This is a genomic window from Nocardioides sp., from assembly GCF_036401255.1.
Taxonomy (GTDB): Bacteria; Actinomycetota; Actinomycetes; order Propionibacteriales; family Nocardioidaceae; genus Nocardioides.
This window is the reverse complement of the sequence record NZ_DASWVI010000100.1, coordinates 12,349-32,055: the sequence shown is the minus strand read 5'-3', so window position 1 is coordinate 32,055 and position 19,707 is coordinate 12,349. Positions and strand designations below refer to the sequence as shown.

The window sequence follows — 19,707 nt, the reverse complement described above, 5'->3', positions numbered from 1 at the left end:
TGGTCCTTGGCTCGCGCCACCCGGAGCCGCAGCGCCTTCGAGCGAGCAGTTCGACGTCGACGACTCATGGCAGACCTCCGGGACCGGACCTACTGGGGATGCTACGCACTGAGACGCCCGAACGTGGCGTTTGGTTGCGGGCCGGCGGCGGCCTGGTCAGCGCCGTCTGGACCGGACCCGCAGCGCGGCCGCGATCCCCGCCGCGCTCACCGCGCCGGCGACGTACGCCGCCAGCCTGCTGCGGCTGCTCCCGGGCTCCGCACGCGCGGCGACGGGCGGCGACGGCGGGCCCTGCACCGGCGGTGCGTCCTCGACCCACCTGGCCGCCCGCGCCTCGGGCGTGGTGTGCGCGAACGCCGCGGCGTACAGGACCACCCGCGAGAAGTAGTTCATCCAGACCAGCAGGATCAGCGCGATCCCGAACGCCTGGAACGCCGGCTGCCCCTTCGTCGCCTCGAGAAGGTACTTCGACACCTGCTTGAGCACCTCGAAGGCCACCGCCCCGAACGCCGCGCCGCGCCACAGCGACCCGGTCGGCGTGTGCGGCTCGGCGAGCAGCCGGAACATCAAGAAGAACAGCAGCGCGTTGGCGGCGAGGCCGAAGCCGATCGTCACGAGAGTGACGATCCAGCCCCGCTCCGCTCCGCCGCCGAACCAACCCACGACGTCCCCGGAGAAGCCGCTCACGAAGCCGGTGACGGCGACGGCGACCAGCAGCACGAACCCGAGCGCGGCCAGCGTGACGAGGTCGCGGAGCTTGCCGGCGACGAACCCGGGCAGCTCCCGCGCGGGCATCTCGAACACGACGACCAGTGCGTCGCGCAGCGCCGACACCCAGCCGAGCCCGGAGTAGAGGACGCCGGCCAGGCCGATGAGTCCGGCCCAGCCGGAGAACGTCCGGATGTCCTCCAGCGAGAGCTGGTCGTCGTCGGGGCCGATGATGCCGGGCAGGATCGAGTTGATCGCGTCGCGCAGGTCCCCGTCGGCGCCGTCGTAGACCTGGGAGATCCAGCCGACCACGAAGAACGAGAGCGCGAGGATCGGGAAGAACGACAAGAAGGCGAAGTAGGTCACCGCGCCGGCCTGCTGGCCGGCCTTGACGGCGCCGTAGTGCTCCTGCATCCGGACCACGTGGTCGACGAGCGGGCGGCGCCGCCGTACCTCGGTCACGCGCGCCCCGATGCGCTCTCGGACCGACGTCATCAGCGTGAGCCCGTCAGGACACCGGGGGCGCCTGGAGCGGGAAGTCGCGGGTCGGGCGCCACCCGGAGACGTCGTCGTGCATGTAGAGGTGGAAGCGCTCCGCCTCGAAGGTGCACTCGAACCCGGCGAGCTCCTCGAACGCCTGGTCGAGCTGAGCGTCGTCGAGGTGGTGGGCGATCGTCACGTGCGGGTGGTACGGGTACTGCAGCTCGACCGCGAGCGGCCCCCGGCGCAGCGCCTTGGCGAGCTGCTCGCACCGGGAGATGCCCTCCACGAGCGTCACGAACACCACCGGGGACACGGGCCGGAACGTCCCGGTGCCGCGCAGGTGCACGCGGAACCGGGTGGCGCCGGCCGCGACCTCCTCGAGGTGCCGCTCCACGTCGGCGACCTGGTCGGGCTCGATCTCGGTGGGCGGCACCAGGGTGATGTGGGTCGGGATCATCGCCGCGGTGTGGTCGCCGACAGCCTTCCGGTAGTCCTGGAGCTCGGAGGCCCAGGGCTCGGGGATCGCGACCGCTACGCCAATCGTCGCCACGCCGATGACCCTACTGGCCCGCCGCGGCGAAGCCGACCCGCTGGTAGACGTCGCGCAGCGTGGCCGCCGCGACGGCGCCTGCCTGCTCGGCGCCCCGGCGCAGCACGTCGGTGAGGTAGGTCTGGTCGTCGAGGAGCTCGAGCGTGCGCTCACGGAACGGCGTCACGAAGTCGATCACGACCTCGGCCAGGTCCTTCTTGAGGTCGCCGTACCCGCGCCCGGCGTAGTCCGCCTCGAGATCGGCGATCGAGCGCCCGGTGAGCGAGGAGTAGATCGTCAGCAGGTTGCTGACGCCGGGCTTGTTCTCGGCGTCGAACCGGATCTCCGAGCCCGAGTCGGTGACCGCCGAGCGGATCTTCTTCGCCGAGACCTTGGGGTCGTCGAGCATCTCGACGATGCCGGACGGCGACGAGGCCGACTTGGACATCTTCGCGGTCGGGTCCTGGAGGTCGGTGATCTTCGCGGTCGCCTTGAGGATGTAAGGCTCGGGCAGCCGGAAGGTCTTCTTGTAGCGGCTGTTGAACCGCTGGGCGAGGTCGCGGGTCAGCTCCAGGTGCTGGCGCTGGTCCTCACCGACCGGCACGTAGTGCGGCCGGTAGAGCAGGATGTCGGCCGCCTGGAGGATCGGGTAGGTGAACAGCCCGACGCTCGCGGCGCCCTCGCCACCCTTGGCCGACTTGTCCTTGAACTGCGTCATCCGGCGCGCCTCGCCGAAGCCGGTCAGGCACTGCAGCACCCAGCCGAGCTGGGCGTGCTCGGGCACCTGGGACTGCACGAAGATCGCGGACCGCTCCGGCGAGATGCCCATCGCGATCAGCTGGGCGGCAGCGCGCAGCGTCCGCTCGCGGAGCACCTTCGGGTCCTGCTCGACGGTGATCGCGTGCAGGTCGGCGATGAAGAAGAACGGCTGGTACTCCTCTTGCAGGTCCACCCACTGCCGCAGCGCGCCGAGGTAGTTGCCGAAGTGGAACGAGTCGGCCGTCGGCTGGATGCCGGAGAGCACCCGCGGGCGGGCGGTGGCGCCACCCTGCGCGGCTGCCGAGACCTCGGGGGCGGTCGTCGTGGACATGGCCGCCATTCTCTCCCATCGCCACGCCAGGACCCGAAACGGGGTTATCGGTTTGCCGTCGCCCCGCGGGCCTTGGGAGGGTTCGCGCATGCCAGCCCCGACCCTGACCGACGGCGTCGTCACCCTCCGGGCGCACCGGCCCGACGACGCGCAGGGAACGTTCGAGCAGTGCCAGGACCCGTCCTCTCAGCGGTGGACGACGGTGCCGGTGCCGTACTCGATGGCCGACGCCCGCTCCTTCGTCGAGGAGTTCTGCCCGTCGCGCTGGGTCTCGGATGCCGAGTGGATCTTCGCGGTCGAGCACGACGGGCGGTACGCCGGCACCGTGTCGCTGCGCAACGAGGGCGACGGCCGGGCCGAGATCGCCTACGGGTCCCACCCGGCCGTGCGCGGCAGCGGCGTCGTCGAGCGCGCGCTGCGGCTGCTGCTGGCGTGGGGCTTCGAGGAGCGCGGGATCCAGACGGTGATCTGGTACGCCCACGTCGGCAACTGGGCCTCCCGCAAGGTCGCCTGGCGGCTGGGCTTCTCCTACGACGGCCTCCTGCGCCGGTGGAACCCCCAGCGCGGGCAGCTGCTCGACAGCTGGGTCGGGACACTGCTGCGCGACGACCCCCGCGAGCCGCGGACGACCTGGCTCGACAACCCGGTCCTCGAGGGCGACGGCATCCGGCTGCGCCCGTTCACCGACGCCGACGTGCCTCGGATCGTGGAGGGCATCGGCCACGCCGACACCCAGTTCTGGCTGTCGTTCTTCCCGCGCGGCTTCGACGAGGAGGACGGCCGGCGCTACGTCGAGCAGGTGACCGAGCGGCTCGCGACCAACCACACCGTCACCTGGGCGTGGTGCGCCGAGGAGGACGACCTGCTGCTCGGCGTGGTGGGGCTGCACCGGCTCTCCGGCGGCGAGCCCGAGATCGGCTACTGGACCCACCCCGACGCGCGCGGGCGCAGGCTCACGGTCAAGGCCGCACGGCTCGCGATCGGCTACGGCTTCGACGTGCTGGAGCTGCCGCGGCTCTCCGGCTACGCCGCCGCCGGCAACCGCGCCTCGTGGCGGGTGCTCGAACGCCTGGGCATGCAGCGCATCGGCGTCCAGCGTGGGGCCACCCACACCGGCGATGGCGCCCCGGCCGACCTCGTCGGCTACGACCTGCTGCGCGCCGAGTGGGCCGAGGCCCGGTCGAGGGACGCCGACCACAGCAGCACGGCCACGCCGACGACCGAGAGCGCGCCGCCGACCAGCGCCGGCGAGCGGTAGCCGTAGCCGGCCGCGATCACCAGGCCGCCGAGCCAGGCGCCGAGGGCGTTGGCGAGGTTGAGCGAGGCGTGGTTCATCGCGGCGCCGAGCGTCTGAGCCTCGCCGGAGACCGCCATCATCCGCAGCTGGAGGTTGATGACCAGCACCGAGCCGACCGCGGTCACCAGGAACACCGCCGGCAGCAGCAGCCAGCCGTGGGGCGCGGCCGCCCAGACGACCAGCATCACGACACCGGACCCGGCCCCGGACCAGATGAGCGTCCGGAACACCGACCACTCCGCCAGCCGGCCGGCCAGCCAGGTGCCGGCGACCATCCCGACGCCGAACCCGGCGGTGAACACCGGCACGGCGGACTCCGAGAGCCCGCCGACCTCGGTCACCGTCGGCGCGATGTAGGAGTAGACCGCGAACAGGCCGCCGAAGCCCACGGCGCCGGCGAGCAGCGTCATCAGCGCCTGGGCGTTGCGGAAGAACAGCATCTCGCGTCGCCCGGTCGCCCCGGGGTCACCGGGCGACGAGGGCACGAACAGCAGGATCATCGCGATCGTCGCGATCGAGAGCGCCGCGGTCGCGGCGTACGCCGCCCGCCAGCCCGCCTGCTGGCCCAGCCAGGTCGCGGCGGGCACCCCGACCACGTTGGCCACCGAGAGGCCGAGCATCACCGACGCGACCGCCCGGCCCCGCCGCGACGGCGGTGCGAGGCCGGCCGCCACCAGCGACGCGACGCCGAAGTAAGCGCCGTGCGGCAGCCCGTCGAGGAAGCGGGCGACGAACAGCACGCCGTAGCCCGTCGCGGCGGCGCTGAGCAGGTTGAAGGCCGCGTACGCCGCCATCAGGCCGATCAGCAGGGCACGACGCGGCAGCCGGGCGCCGAGGATCGCGATCAGCGGCGCCCCCACCACCACGCCGAGTGCGTACGCCGAGATCACGTGCCCGGCGCTCGGGATCGACACGTCGACCCCGTCGGCGATCTGCGGCAGCAGGCCCATCGTCACGAACTCGGTGGTGCCGATCGCGAAGCCACCCAGCGCCAGCGCCAGCACCGCGAGGGTGAAGTGCGAGGCCCGCGTGCTGCTCGGGGCGGTCCCCGCGCTGGGCGCGGTCGTGGTCATGGGCGGGCGGGCCTTCCTGTCGACGTGGCACTGCCAGTCTCCAACCGGACGACCCGTGACGCCTATTCCGCGCCGCGTCGCGCCCGCTGCTCGTACGCCGCACGCGCGGCCGGGTCGGCCTGGGCGAGCACGTCGTCGGCGCCCATCGCCTTGGCCATCGCGTCCTGGACCCGCCGCGGCAGCGCCTGGATGGTCTTGGTGGGCGCCTGCACCCAGCGCGGCACCCAGACCTCCGCCTTCGGCTTGCGCACCACGCCCTCGATCACCGCCGCGACGTCGTCCGCCGTCACCGGCGGCACGCCCTTGGCCGCGGGCACGCCGGAGGCGAGCTCGGTCTGCACCACGGTCGGCAGCACGAGCGACACGTCGATGCCGAGCGGCGCGAGCTCGGCGCGGATCGCCTCGCTGAAGCCGACCACCGCGAACTTCGAGGCGGAGTAGGACGCGCCGTCGGCGACCGCGAGCCGCCCGACCGCCGAGGCGACGTTGACGATGTGGCCGTGGCCGCGCTCGGCCATCCCCGGCGCGACCGCCTTGGTGCCGTTGATCGGGCCGTGCACGTTGACGTCGAAGATCGCGCGGGTCACCGCGTCGGGCTCCTTGAGCACCGAGCCGAGCGGCATGATGCCGGCGTTGTTGACCAGCACGTCCCACGGCCCGAGGTGGTCGACCTCGGCGAGGAACTCCCGCCACGAGGCCGGGTCGGTGACGTCGAGGCGAGCGGCGACCACGCGGTCGCCGTACGCCTCCGCGACCTCCGCGGCCAGCTCGGGGTCGAGGTCGCCGATCGCGACCGAGGCGCCCTGCCGGGCGAAGCGCTCGACGGTGGCCCTCCCGATGCCGCGGGCGCCGCCGGTGACGATGATGGACATGCCGGAGATCTGACGGGCCATGGTGGGGCTCACTTCCTGGTGCGGACGAGGTCGATCGGCTGGCCGTCCTTGGGGAACGGCAGCGAGTGGTTGTCGAACGGCGGGACGTACGCCGGGTCGACGCTCCACCGGTAGTGGCGCAGCAACCGGTGCACGATCGCCTTGACCTCCATGCCGGCGAAGTAGAGCCCGATGCACTTGTGCACCCCGCCGCCGAACGGCTCCCAGGCGTAGCGGTGCGACCGGTCCTCGCGGCGCGCGGGCGAGAACCGTTCGGGGTCGAACGTCAAGGGGTCGGTCCAGTAGTCCTCCATCACGTGGGAGAACTGCACGCCGACGACGACGTCGGTGCCGGCGGGGATCCGGTAGCCCTCGACCACGGTGTCCTTCACGGTGCGCCGCACCAGGACGGGCACCGGCGCGTGCAGCCGCAGCGCCTCCCTCATCACCCAGTCGAGCGCCTCGAGGCCCTCGAGCTCGGCCAGCGTCGGCTCCGGGCCGAGCGCGAGCGCCTCGGCACGACAGCGCTCCTGCCACTGCGGGTGCTGGCCGAGCAGCTGGAGGATCGTCGAGGTCGTGATCGTGGAGGTGTCGTGCGCCGCCATCATCAAGAAGATCATGTGGTTGACGACGTCGTCGTCGCTGAACCGCGCGCCGTCCTCGGTCTCGATGTGGCACAGCACCGAGAAGATGTCGTCGGTGCGGGTCGCGCGCTTGGCGGGCAGGTAGTGGCGCAGGAACTCCTCGAGCACCCGCCGGGCGCGGAAGGCGCGACCCCAGCGGGTGAACGGCACGTCGGCGCGCACGATGCCCGCCGCGGCCTGCACGCAGGTGATGAAGGCGCGGTTGACCCGGTCCATCTCCGCCCGGCTGGTGTCGGCGGCGCCGCCCATGAAGATGTCGGCGGCGATGTCGAGCGTGAGCTGCTTGAGGGCCGGGTAGGACCGGAACCGGGGGTCGGTGTCCCAGTCAGCCGTGCCGGCGGCGATCGCGGGGTGCATCCGCGCGGCGTACGCCGTGAGCCGGTCGCGCGTGAACGCCTCCTGCATGATCCGCCGGTGGGCGTGGTGCTCGTCGAGGTCGAGCAGCATCAGGCCGCGGTGGAAGAACGGCCCGACGATCCGGCCCCAGGCCGGCTCGTTGACGAAGGCCTTGTCCTTGTTGCGCAGTGCCTGCTCGCAGGCATCGGGCCCGAGCAGGACGACCGCCTTGTCGAGCGGGGAGGCGAACGGCGACACCGGGCCATAGGTCTCCCACTGGTGGCGGAAGAAGCCGAGCGGGTCGCGGGTGTAGTCGAAGAACCTGCCCACCACGGGGAGGCCCCGGTCGCTCCTGAGCTGGCGCGGCACCTCGAGGACCGTCTGGTTCGTCATCGCCCCTCCTGAGTCCGAGTGATCGGGGTCACGTCCCACGATGATTCAGGAAGGATGCCCTGTCAATGTCCGGGTCGGCGGCCGAGACCGAGCGGCGTGAGAAGGTGGGCGGCATGGCGGTGCAGTCAGGGGTGTACCGCGGCGTGCCCGCCGAGGAGCGCGTCGCGGAGCGCCGCAGCCGGCTGATGGCGGCGACGCTCGCCGTCTGGGCCGACGCCTCGACGAGCACGACGATGACCCGGATCTGCGCCGAGGCCGGGCTCACCGAGCGGTACTTCTACGAGAGCTTCCGCAACCTCGACGAGGCGCTGACCGCGGTGCTCGACGCGATCGCGGTCGAGATCGAGGAGCGCTCGACCGCCGCGTCCGAGGCCGCCGGCGACGACCCGACCGCCCGGGTCCTGGCCTCGGTGCGGGCGTTCGTCGAGCTGCTCGTGGAGGAGCCGCGCAAGGGCCGGGTCGCGATCATCGAGGCGGGGGCGATGCCCGCACTGCGGCACCGGCGTACCGAGCTGTTGCACCACTTCGCACGCCGGTCGGCGGAGGAGGCCCGGACGATCTGGGCGGACCGCGAGCGCAGCGAGCACGACGACGAGATCGCGGGCGCGTTGTTCATCGGCGGCATGGCCGAGCTGATCGCGCGCTGGCTCAACGGCTCGCTCGAGGCCACCCCGGACGAGATCGTCGACGCGGCCAGCCGCAGCTTCCTCGGCCTCTACGGCTGAGCCGCCCTGTCAACTCACCGGGTAGGCGATCGTGGACATGAGTGCGTTCGCTGCCTGGCGGCTGTCGAGCCTGGTCTGCTGGACGACGACGGGGATGTCGCTGCGGATAACGCAGGAGAAGTCAACGCCCACTGGAACGGGTTCCGGATCGCTGAGGTCGTTGATCCGCTGGTGCAACGCCCGCCGGGCCGGAACGTCGAGCACGTACGGGCCGGCAGGCTCCCGGTCGACGAAGTAGATGTCGACCGAGACAGTCGCGTCGCCATCCGACGCGTTCAGGATGCACACGGTGTCGTGGCTGGTCATCTCGGGCTCGGGCCCGGTGCTGGTCGGCGGGATCCAACCATCGGCGATGACCCAGGTGGTCGCCCCGATCGGTGCTCGGCGGGATGGGATGTCGATCATTCGTCTGCTCCGTCTGGCGTCAGGTGTGTGGGCTGTCAGGCGGGCCCGCCGGCCCTGCGGCGGCGTTCACGGGCCCGGGCATCGACGGTGACGGACAGCAGCAGCACGGCTCCGGTGACCAGGAACTTCACGGAGGTGACATAGCCGAGCAGGTCCATCCCGTTCGAGATCGAGCCGATGACGAGGGCCCCCAGAAGGGCGGCCCAGACGCTGCCACGCCCTCCGAACAGGCTGGTTCCACCGATGACGGCTGCAGCGATGGCGTTCAGCAGCAGATCACCGGAACCAGAGCTCTGGTTCACCGCGAACAGCCGGGACGCCGCGACGACGCCGCCGAGCGCGGCGGCGCCACCGGCCGCAGCGAAGACGAACACGCGGACACCGTTGACATTGATGCCGGCTCGTCGCGCTGCTTCCGCATTGCCACCTACCGACATGATGTGGCGGCCGAGGCGGGTACGCCGGATCATTGTGTCGAAGACGACGATCAGGCCGAGCAGCAGCACCAGCGCGTAGGGCACTCCGCGGTCGGAGTTGAGAACGGCGACGGCGCCACTGCCGACGCCCGCCGCGATCGCGACCCGCAACAGCGTCCACGCCGGGCTCGGCACGCCCAGTCCCTTGGCGATCCTGCGCTGGCGCTGGCGGACGGACCCGGCGGCCACGGCGAGGATGACGACGACCAGGACGACCCAGCTGAGCCAGGCAGGCAGGAAGCCCTGTGCCAGACGCGTGATGCCGGGGTCGGTGATGTTGAGGGTTCCGGTTCCGCCCAGGACCGCGAGGAGTGCTCCCTGCCAGGCGAGCAGACCAGCTAGCGTGACGACGAAGGACGGCACCGCGGTGCGGGTGATCCACAAGCCGTTGAACACGCCGACGGCGACGCCGAGAGCGACGGCGGCCAGGATGGCCACCAGGCCCGGAACGCCGGCGCGCACGTTGAGCACCGCCATCACCCCGGCAGCGAATCCGCTGAGGGCGCCGACCGACAGGTCGATCTCGCCGATCAGCAGGACGAGGACCACACCGACCGCGATGGTCCCCGTGGCCGCGATCTGGAGCGTGAGGTTGGTCAGGTTGGCCGGACTGATGAAGTTCTCGTTCATCGTCCCGAACACGAGCCAGATGATCGCCAGCGCGGCGAGGACCGGCAGGAAGCTCAGGTCGTTCGACCTGCCGCGCCCCGCGGCCACTGTGGACGTCCAGGCACGAAGTCGTCCGGTCGCGCCGGCGGAGATGGCAGTCATGCGTGGTTCCGTTCGTTCTGATTGCGGACGTCGGCTCCCGTGATGGCCGCAACGATCTCGTCCTGATTGGTGGCTGCGATCCGGTACTCGCCCGCGAGGGCGCCGAGCCGGAGGACGACGGCCCGGTCCGCAACCTTGAAGACGTCACCGAGGTTGTGGCTGATCACCAGCACCGCGATGCCCCGGTCGCGCAACCGGCGGATCAGCTCGAGCACCTGGGCGGTCTGGGCGACCCCCAGCGCCGCGGTGGGCTCGTCGAGCAGCATGACCCGCGGCGTCCCGATCAGAGCCCTGGCGATGGCCACCGTCTGACGTTGACCGCCGGAGAGTGCGGCGACGGCCGTGCGCACCGAGGCAAGGGTCCGCACCGCCAGCTCGTCCAACAGCCGGCGGGCGTTGGACTCCATCTCCTCCTCATCGAGGAGTCGACCCCGGCCGTTTCGTGGCTCCTGGCCCAGGTAGAGGTTGGCGACCACATCCAGGTTCTCGCACAGGGCGAGGTCCTGGTAGACCGTGGCGATCCCCTGGGCGACGGCGTCATGGGGGCTCGCGATCGTGGTGGGTCTGCCATCGATCACGAAGTCACCCGTGTCGAGTGCGTGCACCCCCGCGAGGGCCTTGACCAGGGTCGACTTGCCCGCCCCGTTGTCACCCACGAGGGCCGTGACCTCGCCGGCGCGCAACTCGAGATCCACGCCGTCGAGAGCCCGCACCGCCCCGTAACTCTTGCTGGCGCCGGTCAGCCGGAGGTAGCTGCCGGTGCCCGGCGCCTGGCGGTCGTTCGCGAGCGCGGCGGCCGGCGTCACTTGATCCCCGCTTGGTCGCAGGCATCCGCATACTCCGCGGTGCAGATGTCCTCGGCCGTCCAGTACCCGTCCGCGACGACGGTCTCGGCCAGGTTGTCCTTGGTGACGGCGACGGGGGTGAACAGCACCGAGGGCACCTGCTCGAAGCCGTTGTCGACCTCGGTGAACTCGAGGTCAGCGGGTGGCTCCTCCCCACGCAGAAGGGCGACTGCGAGCTGGACGGCGGCCATGCTCTGCTGCTTGATGGACCGGTACACAGTCATCCCCTGCGTGCCCACGAGGATCCGCTGCAGTCCGGCCACCTCGGCGTCCTGACCGGTGACCGGGGGCAGTGGGTTCACGCCGGCAGCCACCATGGCAGCGATCGCGCCGCCGGCGGTTCCGTCGTTGGCTGCGTAGACACCGCCGATCGCGCTTGCACCGAGGGCGGTGATCGCCTGCTCCATCTCACGCTGGGCCTTGTCCGGGCTCCAGTCCGGCGTGTCGTACTCGCGGCCGATCACCAGGTCACTCGCGTCGATCTGCTGGTGGGCACCGCTCTTGAACAGACCGGCGTTGTTGTCCGTGGGCGAGCCGTTGATCATCACGATCGTGGAGGCGGGCTCGGTGTTCTCTACCAGCCACTTCCCTTGGAGAGCCCCGACCGCCTCGTTGTCGAACGACACGTAGTAATCGATATCGGCGTCGAGGATGAGACGGTCATAGGCGATTACGGGCACGTTGCGGCTGTGCGCCTGGGCCGCGATGGCGGCTGCCGACTTCGAGTCCACCGGGTCGAGCACGAGGACCTTCGCGCCGTTCACCAGGGCCGCCTCCGCCTGCTGCTGCTGCCGCTGGGCGTCCTGCTCGGCATTGCTGTACAGGACCTCGCAGTCGGGGCAGAGCTGCTCCATGTTCTTGAAGAACCACGGCCGGTCCTGTGTCTCGTACTGGGCGGTCTTGGACTCCGGGAGCAGGAAGGCGACCTTCCCGGAGGCGCTCGGCTGGCCCTGCGCACTGGATGTGCCATCACCGGATCCGCCACACGCGCTCACGAGGAGGAGCGATGCTGCCGCCAGACACACTGCTGTCATTCGATTGCGCTTCATGGGTGTTCTCCGTTCGGTTGGTGGTGCGGTGGTGGGATCCGAGAACGGTTGGAGCTCAGACGCTGATCGACGCCTTGGCCAGCACCCCGCCGTCGCAGACGAGGTGAGAGCCGGTGACGTAGCTCGATTCCTGGCCGAGGAGCCAGAGCGCGGCCCGGGCCGGCTCCGTCGGGTCGGCGAGGCGACCCAGGGGGATCTCGCGCTCGACCTGCTTGCGCATCGCGTCGCGGTCCGCCGGGGCGACGGCCGCCCACATCAGGGGCGTCTCGGTGGATCCGGGGACCACGGCGTTAACCCGGATGCCGTAGGCGGCATAGTCGACGGCCATGGACCGGGTCAGCGCGCTGACCCCGCCCTTGGACGCCGCGTAGGCTGAGGCCCCACCCGCCGCGAATCCGACGAAGGCAGCTGGAGAGGAGCACAGCACCAGCGCGCCTGGTGTTCCGGCCTCGACCATCCGGCGCAGCACGTCCCGCGCTGCGAGGAAGGCGCCGGTCAGATTGACGTCGACCACCTCGCGCCAGACCTCCTCGGGCAACTGGTGGGCGGGACCGCCACGGTCGACACCGGCGGCGGCGACCAGCCCCGTGATCGGTCCTGACGCCCGCTCCGCGGCGTCGAGGACCGTGCGCAGGGTGGTGCCGTCGGTGACGTCGCACGGGTACGCGTGTGCAGCACCGGCCGCGGCTGCCTGCACCGTCCGCTGGGCGGCCTCGTGGTCGCGGTCGAGCACCGAGACCCGGGCTCCGGATGCGGCGGCCAGGACCGCCGTGGCACGTCCGATGCCTGAACCGCCTCCTGTGACCACGATGTGTTGCTCGGCCATCAGTTCCCTCCTCGTGTGTACGCGGCTCTCGCCGCGCCGGTGCTGGTGACAAGTGCTCGGGCACGATCCAAGAGCGCGACCCGATCGGCATCCGACGTGAGGGTGCGCGGGCTCAAGCTGCCACCGATGCCCACGGCAAGCGCTCCCGCAGCGATCCAGGCGGGAGCCTGGACAGCGTCGATGCCCCCGGTGGGGATCAGGGCCGTGTCGGGGAAAGGGCCGTGCAGCGCGGACAGATAGCCCGGCCCCACGAGCGAGGCGGGGAAGACCTTCACCGCCTCCGCGCCACGCGCGACGGCGCCCATCAGCTCGGTCGGTGTGAGCACGCCAGGGATGAACGGGACGGAGCCGCACCGATCGGACAGGGCCTGCGCGTCGTCCGGCATCCCCGGCGAGACGAGGAACTGTGCGCCGGCAGCCAGGGCGGCGTCGGCCAGTGCCGTGTTCAGGACGGTGCCCGCGCCGACCAGCACGCGTCCGTCCAACTCGTCCACCAGCCTCGAGATGACCGTGTCGGCCGATGGAATCGTGAACGTGATCTCCAGAGCGGTCACGCCTGCCTCGACCAGGAGCCGCGCAACTTCGATCGCATCCGAGGCTGTCCTCGAGCGGAGGACGGCGATGACGGCGGCTTGCCGCAGTTCGGTGAGGACGGGGTTCATCGGCCGTCCTACCGCTCGGCCCGCGACGCCGTGACGCCAAGGGCTGCCAGCGCCTCGGGTTCGGTCGGGAAGCCGTCGTGGTCTCCGGCGACGGTGACGACGTGCGCCGCGCAGAGCTCTGCCAGGCTCAGGCACTGCCTCGTGGACCAGCCGCGGAGATGCCCGGAGAGGTAGCCGGCGACGAAAGCGTCTCCGGCCCCCACCGGGTCCACCACTTGGAGGGAGCGCGCCTCGACGGTCTCGACACCGCCGTGGTCCACTGCATAGGCGCCAGAGGCGCAGTGCACGACCAGGGCTTTCGCTCGCAAGGTGGCGAACTGATCCACGGCGTCGTCGACGGTCTCGATACCGAGGAGCTCCTCGGCCTCACTCGCGGAGAGGAACACCATGTCGGCCGCGGAGACGAACGGCTCGAGGAGTTCCACGGGGGCACGGTCGACGAGGAGCCGGTGACGGATGTTGGCATCGAACGAGACAGTCACCCCAGTGGTCGTCGCGCGAGCGAGCAGCTCGCGCATGAGCTCTTCGAGGCCGGTGGAGAGTGCCGGCGTGATCCCGGTCAGGTGCAGGATGCGGCCCGACAGCAGGTAGGCGAAGTCAGCCTCCGCGATCTCCATCTGGGTGGCCGCAGAGTGAGCACGGTGGTACGAGACCCGCAGCCCGCGCAGGCCCACGGTCTCCTTCACGTAGATCCCAGTGGCCGCGTCCGGGTCGGTGCGCACGCACTCGTCATGCACGGACTCCGCGCGCAGCACCGTGCGGATCGCCCGGCCGGCCGCGTCGTCGCCGACACGTCCCACCCAGCTGACCCGGTGCCCCAGCCGCGCGAGCCCGACCGCCACGTTGAGCTCGGCTCCCCCGACGGCGAACGAGGCCGTGCCTCCGGGTCGCAGCGCGCCGTCGGGGATCGGCGCGAAGACACCGAGTGCCTCTCCGATGGTGACGAGGTCCATGGCCGCCTCAGACATCGAGCAACGACGAGCCATCGGTGTAGCGCGCCAGGGCATCGCCGTCGAGGCTGACACCGAGTCCCGGAACGTCCGGGATCTCGAGCATGCCGTCCTGGTCGAGCTTGAGATCCGCTTGGCCGAGCTCGTCGATGTACGCCGACCCGGTCCGGTACTCGACCAGATCGGTGCCGGGGATCGCCGAGGCGAGCTGGAGGTCAGCCGCCAGGCCGACCACGGTGTTCCAGCCGTGCGGGATCAGCTTGACCCCGTTCTCCTGCGCGAGCCACCCGATCCGGCGAGCCTCGCTGAGGCCACCCACCTTGGTGACATCCGGCTGCACGATGTCCCAGGCCCGCGCTTGGAGGTACGGCGTGAAGCTCTGTCGGCGGGTCAGGGTCTCGCCACCGGAGATGTGCACGGGAGAGGCGTCCCGCAGCCTGACGAAGTCCTCCAGCGCATCGGCGACGAGGGCCTCTTCGAACCACGCCACGTCGTACTGGTCCAGCATCGCGGCCGTGCGCAGGGCCCACTTGTAGTCGCCCGCCCAGTGTGCGTCGCTGCCACCGGCGTCGACGGCCAGCAGTGCGTCTGCCCCCACGGCTTCCCGCGCGGCCCTGACGATCTCCTCGTCGGTCTGCGCATCGACCCGACCGAAGGGGCCCCACCCGATCTTGTAGGCCCGGAACCCGGCTTCGCGCAGCGCCTCCAACTCGGCGCGCATGCGCACGGGCTCGTCCATCAGCACCGACGCGTAGGGCATGACCCGGTCGCGGTACCGGCCGCCGAGGAGACGCCCGACGGGCTGGCCGGTGGTCTGTCCAAGGATGTCCCACAGCGCCGTGTCGATGCCGCTGATCGTGTGGGTGATCGCCCCGCCCCGGCCCAACCAGAAGGTGTTCTGATGGAGCTTCTCGGCGACCCGCTCCGGCTCGAGCGCGCTCTCACCGAGCAGCAGTGGCGAGATGACGTCGAGCGCCGCGCGGACCAGGTTCTCGCTCGTGAAGACGCTCCCCAGACCGACGACGTCCTCGTCCGTGTGCACCGCGACAAGCGTGTGAACGACGTCGTCCGGCCTCAACTCCTCGGTCCACCCCCCCAGGGGGGTTGCCCCCCGCAGACCGGCCGTTCGCACCTCACGGATCTTCATAGCCCTCGCTTCCAACGATGTGACCCGGAACATATCGTCGATTGTCGACAATCGTCAACGGGTATAGTGCAAGAAGTTTCCACCGTCGAAAGCAGGCCCCGTGACCGCTCCCCTCCCTCGGATCAACGGCGACTCGAGACGCCACCAGGCGGCGCAGATCCTGCGCGAGGCCATCGTGACCGGGCAGCTGAAGCCCGGAGACCGGCTGCGTGAGCTCGAGCTCTCCGAACAGCTGCAGGTGAGTCGTGCGCCCCTCCGGGAGGCACTCCGACAGCTCGAGCAGGAAGGGCTGCTCATCTCCTACCCGTACCGCGGCACTCAGGTCCTCGGCGTCTCCCAGGAGGAGATCGAGGAGATCCTCATCCCGATCCGAATGACGCTTGAACGGTTCGCGGTCAAGCACGCGCTGCCGACGATGGGAGCAGACGAGCTAGATGAGTTGGGCGCCATCGTGGAGGACATGCGTCGCGCTGCGGCCGCCGGCGACACTCGATCTCTCAGCGATGCCGACATCCAGTTTCATGACCGGATCATCGAACAAGCCGACCAGGCGCACTGCCGCCAGATCTGGGACATGATCCAGCCGCGCGTGTGGGCGTACTTCCGCCGTGACGCGGACTCACACGCGTCGCTGGACGAGGTGGTCGAGCAACACGAGAAGTACCTCGCCGCGCTTCGCACCGGCATCGTCGAGACCGCGCTGATCGCGGTCGACCAGCATCTCACCGACGTTCCTGGCTCCTGACCCGCCGAGGCATCGTCGGGCGGCCGTAGTCGCCGGTGTCGGCGCTCGCGGTCCGCCCAGATCGTCCGCGCCTCCTCCGCCGACCGGCGCGCGAAAGCGCAGCGAGCGCGACGACGAGATCGACGACGCGGCCAGCCGCAGCTTCCTCGGCCTCGACGGCTGAGCCGACGCGACCGACCGGAGGCTCACTCTGCGGGCAGGCCCGACGCGGCGAGGTCCTCGAAGCCGCCGCCGTTGACGAGGTCGTCGAACCCCTGACGGCTCATCATGTCGATGGCGGTGCCGGCACGGTTGCCGGAGGCGCAGTAGACGACGTAGCTGCCCGTCTTGTCGAGGGCGCCGATGCGCTCGTCGAAGTCCGGGGCCGACAGGTCGATGTTGACCGCGCCGCGCAGGTGGCCGGCGGCGAACTCCTCCGGAGTGCGTACGTCGATGAGCTCGGCGCCTCCGGCGACGGCCTCCTGCACTCTCGACGGTTCGGCGATCGCGGTCACCGCCACGCCCGCGTCCTGCGACTGCGGAGCCTCGCCGGACGAGTCGGAACCAGCGCAGCCGGCCCCGGCGAGCACGACGAGGACGAGGGCCGCTGCCAGCCCGCGCCAGGACGCCTTGCGGGTCTGTTCGCGGACGCCGACAGGCTGGCGGCTCGGTCTCGTGCCTCGCATGGTGTCGACGCTAGCGCGCGGCCACCCGAGCCCGTCGCCCGGGGCCCCGCTTCCGCGCACGGCGACGCACCTGACGTACGCGTTCGAGAAGCGGCCCGGACACGACAGATACGTCGGGTGCGTCGACCCCGCCCGGGGCGGCGAAGGAGCAACTACTGCGCGACCGACACCTGGGACTGCACGATTGCGACCTCACCGGTGTCGGGGAGGCACGGCTCGCCGGTGTACGAGCCCACCGAGCCGAACCCGCCGCTCATCGAGAGCCGGTCGCCGTCGTGGGCGACGACCGTGCCGTCGGCGTCGAGCAGCGTGAGCCGGTCGCCCTCCCGGGTGGCCTTGTAGCCCGCGGGCCACACCGGCCAGACCTTCCCCGGCTGCGTGCCGTCCTGGCCGGACTCGAGGTAGACGCAGTGGTCACTGTCGAGCTTGAGCACGCCCTGGATCAGCGCGTCGTCACCGCCCGAGCCCTCGGTCCAGCCCGAGACCGGCAGCCGCACCGTGACGCCGCTGCCGGCCTCGTCGCCCGACGAGACCAGCGCGACGACACCGAACCCGAGGGCGGCGATCACGAACGGGATCGCCGCCATCACGAGGTAGCCGCGGTTGCTCAGCGCCTGGCGGCGGGACCAGCGGTCGTAGGGCTGGTCCTCGTCCTCCACCGCGGTCGGCTCGGTGGGCTCGGTCGGGTCAGCCAAGGGACGACAGCGCCTCGTTGAGCGTGGCCGAGGGCCGCATCACCGCGGACGCCTTCGCGTCATCGGGGCGGTAGTAGCCGCCGATGTCGGCCGGGGAGCCCTGCACGGCGAGCAGCTCGTCGACGATCTGCTGCCCCTTGGCCGCGAGCGTCTCGGCGAGCGGCTTGAACGTGGCGGCCAGGTCGGCGTTCTCGGACTGGTTCGCCAGCTCCTGGGCCCAGTAGAGCGCCAGGTAGAAGTGCGAGCCGCGGTTGTCGATCCCGCCCAGGCGCCGGGTCGGGGACTTGTCCTGCTCCAGGAACGTGCCCGTGGCCCGGTCGAGGGTGTCGGCCAGGACCTGCGCGCCGGCGTTGCCGGCGTACCCGGCCAGGTGCTCGAAGGACGCCGCGAGCGCGAAGAACTCGCCCAGGCTGTCCCAGCGCAGGTAGTTCTCCTTGACCAGCTGCTGCACGTGCTTGGGCGCCGAGCCGCCGGCGCCGGTCTCGAACAGGCCGCCGCCGTTCATCAGCGGCACGACCGAGAGCATCTTGGCCGAGGTGCCGAGCTCGAGGATCGGGAACAGGTCGGTGTTGTAGTCGCGCAGCACGTTGCCGGTCACCGAGATCGTGTCCTCGCCGCGGCGGATCCGCTCCAGCGAGTACGCGCAGGCGGCGGCCGGCGCCATGATCTCGATGGTCAGCCCGCTGGTGTCGTGCTCGGGGAGGTACGCCTTGACCTTGGCGATCAGGTTGGCGTCGTGGGCTCGCTTCTCGTCCAGCCAGAAGATCGCCGGGGCGCCGGTGGCCCGGGCGCGGGTGACCGCGAGCTTGACCCAGTCGCGGATCGGGGCGTCCTTGGTCTGGCAGGCCCGCCAGATGTCGCCCGGCTGCACGTCGTGCTGCATCAGGGTCTTGCCGGCGCTGTCGACGACGCACACCTGACCGGCCGCGGGGATCTCGAAGGTCTTGTCGTGGGAGCCGTACTCCTCGGCCGCCTGGGCCATCAGCCCGACGTTCGGCACCGAGCCCATCGTCGCCGGGTCGAAGGCCCCGTGAGCGCGGCAGTCGTCGATCACGGTCTGGTAGACGCCGGCGTAGGAGGAGTCCGGGATCACCGCGAGCGTGTCGTGCTCCTCGCCGTCGGGGCCCCACATGTGGCCCGAGGTCCGGATCATCGCCGGCATCGAGGCGTCGACGATGACGTCCGAGGGCACGTGCAGGTTGGTGATGCCGCGGTCGGAGTCGACCATCGCCATCGCCGGGCCCTCGGCGAGCCCGGCCTCGACCGCGGCCTTGATCGCGTCGCCCTCGGGCAGCGCGGCGACCGCGTTCAGCAGGGCACCGAGGCCGTCGTTCGGCGAGATGCCCGCGGCGGCCAGCTGCTCGCCGTACTGCTCGAACAGCGTGGGGAAGAACGCCTGCACGACGTGGCCGAAGATGATCGGGTCGGACACCTTCATCATCGTGGCCTTGAGGTGCACGGAGAACAGCACGTCCTCGGCCTTGGCGCGGGCGATCTGCTCGGTCAGGAAGCGGCGCAGCGCCGCGACGTTCATGAACGTGCCGTCGACGACCTCGCCGGCGAGCACGGGGAGGCTCTCCTTGAGCACGGTCACCGTGCCGTCCGCGGCGACGTGCTCGATGCGCAGCGTGTCGTCGTTCTCGAGCACCACCGACTGCTCGTTGGAGAAGAAGTCGTCGTGGCCCATCGTCGCGACGTTGGTCTTCGACTCCGGGGTCCACGCGCCCATGCGGTGCGGGTGGGCCTTGGCGTAGCTCTTGACCGACGCGGGCGCGCGGCGGTCGGAGTTGCCCTCACGGAGCACGGGGTTGACCGCCGAGCCCTTGACCTTGTCGTACTTGGCCCGGATCTCCTGCTCCTCCGCGGTGGCGGGGCTCTCGGGGTAGTCGGGGACGTCGAAGCCCTGGTCCTGCAGCTCCTTGACCGCGGCCTTCAGCTGCGGCACCGACGCCGAGACGTTCGGCAGCTTGATGATGTTGGCCTCGGGCCGCTTCGCCAGCTGACCCAGCTCGCCGAGCGCGTCGTCGGCCAGGCCGAACTGCGCGAGGATCCGGCCCGCCAGCGAGATGTCGCGGGTCTCGACCTCCACACCGGCCTTGGCGGCGTACGCCTGGATGATCGGCAGGAACGAGTACGTCGCGAGCAGCGGCGCCTCGTCGGTGTGGGTGTAGATGATCGTGGCCATGCGCGACGACTCCTGAGGCTCGGAAATTGCTTGACGTCAAGATACCTGACGGGTCCGACCCACCCACCTTCGCACCGGTGCAGAAGCCAGGTCCAGGCGGGGTCCCGCGTGGGTAGAGTGCTGACGCAGCGTCCGC

The 19,707-nt window shown here is 70.8% G+C and carries 20 protein-coding genes; 3 read left to right on the top strand and 17 right to left on the bottom strand.

All coding sequences use genetic code 11. The features are described from left to right. Positions 1-156: 156 nt before the first annotated feature. From VGD85_RS04755 to trpS, 3 genes are read right to left on the bottom strand one after another with little or no spacing between them, the layout of a single operon-like run. Entirely contained in the window at positions 157-1,203 is a 1,047-nt protein-coding gene (locus VGD85_RS04755; protein WP_331062294.1) for a YihY/virulence factor BrkB family protein, read from the bottom strand. A 13-nt stretch (positions 1,204-1,216) separates the two neighbouring features. Beyond that, a complete protein-coding gene (locus tag VGD85_RS04750) occupies positions 1,217-1,741 on the bottom strand; it encodes a 2'-5' RNA ligase family protein (RefSeq protein WP_331062293.1) in 525 nt (174 codons plus the stop codon). Between the two features lie 10 nt (positions 1,742-1,751). Further along, positions 1,752-2,810 carry a tryptophan--tRNA ligase gene (gene trpS / locus VGD85_RS04745; RefSeq protein ID WP_331062292.1) on the bottom strand — a complete coding sequence of 353 codons (1,059 nt, stop codon included), beginning with the start codon at positions 2,808-2,810 and terminating at the stop codon, positions 1,752-1,754. Positions 2,811-2,898: 88 nt separating this feature from the next. Between trpS and VGD85_RS04740 the strand changes: the two genes are divergently transcribed. Beyond that, positions 2,899-4,068, top strand: a complete 1,170-nt coding sequence (locus tag VGD85_RS04740; RefSeq protein WP_331062291.1) for a GNAT family N-acetyltransferase — start codon at positions 2,899-2,901, stop codon at positions 4,066-4,068. Here the strand turns inward: VGD85_RS04740 and VGD85_RS04735 are convergent. The 3 genes from VGD85_RS04735 to VGD85_RS04725 all read right to left on the bottom strand — a co-directional run bounded on the left by VGD85_RS04735 (position 3,954) and on the right by VGD85_RS04725 (position 7,425). Continuing rightward, positions 3,954-5,180, bottom strand: coding sequence for an MFS transporter (locus tag VGD85_RS04735; protein WP_331062290.1), 1,227 nt, complete (start codon positions 5,178-5,180; stop codon positions 3,954-3,956). The two genes, VGD85_RS04740 and VGD85_RS04735, sit on opposite strands and share 115 nt — an antisense overlap. Positions 5,181-5,242: 62 nt before the next feature. Beyond that, positions 5,243-6,073 carry an SDR family oxidoreductase gene (locus VGD85_RS04730; protein ID WP_331062289.1) on the bottom strand — a complete coding sequence of 277 codons (831 nt, stop codon included), beginning with the start codon at positions 6,071-6,073 and terminating at the stop codon, positions 5,243-5,245. 8 nt (positions 6,074-6,081) lie between these two features. Then, entirely contained in the window at positions 6,082-7,425 is a 1,344-nt protein-coding gene (locus tag VGD85_RS04725; RefSeq protein ID WP_331062288.1) for a cytochrome P450, read from the bottom strand. A gap of 65 nt (positions 7,426-7,490) precedes the next feature. Between VGD85_RS04725 and VGD85_RS04720 the strand changes: the two genes are divergently transcribed. After that, positions 7,491-8,150: a TetR/AcrR family transcriptional regulator gene (locus tag VGD85_RS04720; RefSeq protein ID WP_331062287.1), complete on the top strand. Its 660-nt coding sequence runs from the start codon at positions 7,491-7,493 to the stop codon at positions 8,148-8,150. Between the two features lie 9 nt (positions 8,151-8,159). On the opposite strand, the gene VGD85_RS04715 is transcribed toward VGD85_RS04720, so the two are convergent. The 8 genes from VGD85_RS04715 to VGD85_RS04680 are packed head-to-tail and all read right to left on the bottom strand — an operon-like array spanning position 8,160 to position 15,281. Then, positions 8,160-8,555, bottom strand: coding sequence for a sensory rhodopsin transducer (locus tag VGD85_RS04715; protein ID WP_331062286.1), 396 nt, complete (start codon positions 8,553-8,555; stop codon positions 8,160-8,162). A gap of 35 nt (positions 8,556-8,590) precedes the next feature. Beyond that, entirely contained in the window at positions 8,591-9,802 is a 1,212-nt protein-coding gene (locus VGD85_RS04710; RefSeq protein WP_331062285.1) for a sugar ABC transporter permease, read from the bottom strand. Next, the gene (locus tag VGD85_RS04705; RefSeq protein ID WP_331062284.1) at positions 9,799-10,608 is read right to left on the bottom strand and encodes an ATP-binding cassette domain-containing protein; all 810 of its coding nucleotides are present in this window, start codon (positions 10,606-10,608) and stop codon (positions 9,799-9,801) included. Before VGD85_RS04705 ends, VGD85_RS04710 begins: the two co-directional genes overlap by 4 nt. Further along, positions 10,605-11,696 carry a sugar ABC transporter substrate-binding protein gene (locus tag VGD85_RS04700; protein ID WP_331062283.1) on the bottom strand — a complete coding sequence of 364 codons (1,092 nt, stop codon included), beginning with the start codon at positions 11,694-11,696 and terminating at the stop codon, positions 10,605-10,607. Before VGD85_RS04700 ends, VGD85_RS04705 begins: the two co-directional genes overlap by 4 nt. Before the next feature lie 55 nt (positions 11,697-11,751). After that, on the bottom strand, positions 11,752-12,522 hold the full coding sequence (locus tag VGD85_RS04695; protein WP_331062282.1) for an SDR family oxidoreductase: 771 nt from the start codon (positions 12,520-12,522) through the stop codon (positions 11,752-11,754). Then, positions 12,522-13,184 carry a bifunctional 4-hydroxy-2-oxoglutarate aldolase/2-dehydro-3-deoxy-phosphogluconate aldolase gene (locus VGD85_RS04690; protein ID WP_331062281.1) on the bottom strand — a complete coding sequence of 221 codons (663 nt, stop codon included), beginning with the start codon at positions 13,182-13,184 and terminating at the stop codon, positions 12,522-12,524. The genes VGD85_RS04695 and VGD85_RS04690 overlap by 1 nt, the downstream gene beginning before the upstream one ends. 8 nt (positions 13,185-13,192) lie before the next feature. Then, entirely contained in the window at positions 13,193-14,137 is a 945-nt protein-coding gene (locus tag VGD85_RS04685; protein WP_331062295.1) for a sugar kinase, read from the bottom strand. Positions 14,138-14,144: 7 nt separating this feature from the next. After that, positions 14,145-15,281: a mandelate racemase/muconate lactonizing enzyme family protein gene (locus VGD85_RS04680; protein WP_331062280.1), complete on the bottom strand. Its 1,137-nt coding sequence runs from the start codon at positions 15,279-15,281 to the stop codon at positions 14,145-14,147. Between the two features lie 100 nt (positions 15,282-15,381). On the opposite strand from VGD85_RS04680, the gene VGD85_RS04675 reads away from it, so the two are divergent. Further along, complete coding sequence (locus VGD85_RS04675) at positions 15,382-16,026, top strand: GntR family transcriptional regulator (RefSeq protein ID WP_331062279.1); 645 nt, start codon at positions 15,382-15,384, stop codon at positions 16,024-16,026. Between the two features lie 185 nt (positions 16,027-16,211). Here the strand turns inward: VGD85_RS04675 and VGD85_RS04670 are convergent, their stop codons facing one another. The 3 genes from VGD85_RS04670 to VGD85_RS04660 all read right to left on the bottom strand — a co-directional run bounded on the left by VGD85_RS04670 (position 16,212) and on the right by VGD85_RS04660 (position 19,571). After that, on the bottom strand, positions 16,212-16,691 hold the full coding sequence (locus VGD85_RS04670) for a rhodanese-like domain-containing protein (protein WP_331062278.1): 480 nt from the start codon (positions 16,689-16,691) through the stop codon (positions 16,212-16,214). 152 nt (positions 16,692-16,843) lie between these two features. Beyond that, complete coding sequence (locus tag VGD85_RS04665; protein ID WP_331062277.1) at positions 16,844-17,386, bottom strand: hypothetical protein; 543 nt, start codon at positions 17,384-17,386, stop codon at positions 16,844-16,846. Further along, positions 17,379-19,571, bottom strand: coding sequence for an NADP-dependent isocitrate dehydrogenase (locus VGD85_RS04660; RefSeq protein ID WP_331062276.1), 2,193 nt, complete (start codon positions 19,569-19,571; stop codon positions 17,379-17,381). Before VGD85_RS04660 ends, VGD85_RS04665 begins: the two co-directional genes overlap by 8 nt. Positions 19,572-19,707 lie beyond the last annotated feature (136 nt).